At 66.3% G+C, this 781-nt stretch carries 1 protein-coding gene; it reads right to left on the reverse strand.

What is annotated here, in order from left to right:
* On the reverse strand, positions 1-781 hold a 781-nt coding region (locus tag VXC91_RS46325), incomplete at both ends, for a GDP-mannose 4,6-dehydratase (RefSeq protein ID WP_329513324.1).

Below are 781 nucleotides of genomic sequence, written 5' to 3' on the forward strand. Positions count from 1 at the left end.
TCCGCGTCGACCATGAGGCGGGCGAGTTCGGGGGTGTGTGTGGTGGGTTTCCAGCCTAGGACGCGGTGGGCTTTGGAGGCGTCCCCGACCAGGTCGTCGACTTCGGAGGGACGGAGGTAGCGTTCGTCGAAGCGGATGTGGTCGCGCCAGTCGAGGCCGACGTGGGCGAAGCAGTGTTGGGCGAAGTCGCGGACGCTGTGGCTGGTGCCGGTGGCGATGACGTAGTCGTCGGGTTGGTCTTGTTGGAGCATGAGCCACATGGCTTCGACGTATTCGGCGGCGTAGCCCCAGTCGCGGCGGGCGTCGAGGTTGCCGAGGTAGAGGGTGTCCTGGAGGCCGGCTTTGATGCGGGCGGCGGCGGTGGCGATCTTGCGGGTGACGAAGGTGGGGCCGCGGCGTGGGGATTCGTGGTTGAAGAGGATGCCGTTGACGGCGTACATGCCGTAGGCCTCGCGGTAGTTGCGGGTGGCCCAGTAGGCGTAGACCTTGGCGACGCCGTAGGGGGATCGGGGGTGGAAGGGTGTTTCCTCGTGTTGGGGCGGTGGTGCGGCGCCGAACATTTCCGAGCTGGAGGCTTGGTAGAAGCGACAGGGCAGGCCGACGGTTCTGATGGCTTCGAGGAGCCGGGTGGTGCCCAGGCCGGTGGTGTTGCCCGTGAACTCCGGCTCGTCGAACGACACGCGGACGTGGGACTGGGCAGCGAGGTGGTAGATCTCGTCGGGCCGGATCTTCTCCAGCAGTCCGACCAGCCGAGCACCATCGGTGAGATCACCATAATGCA

Source organism: Streptomyces chiangmaiensis (genome assembly GCF_036281785.1).
Taxonomy (GTDB): Bacteria; Actinomycetota; Actinomycetes; order Streptomycetales; family Streptomycetaceae; genus Streptomyces; species Streptomyces chiangmaiensis.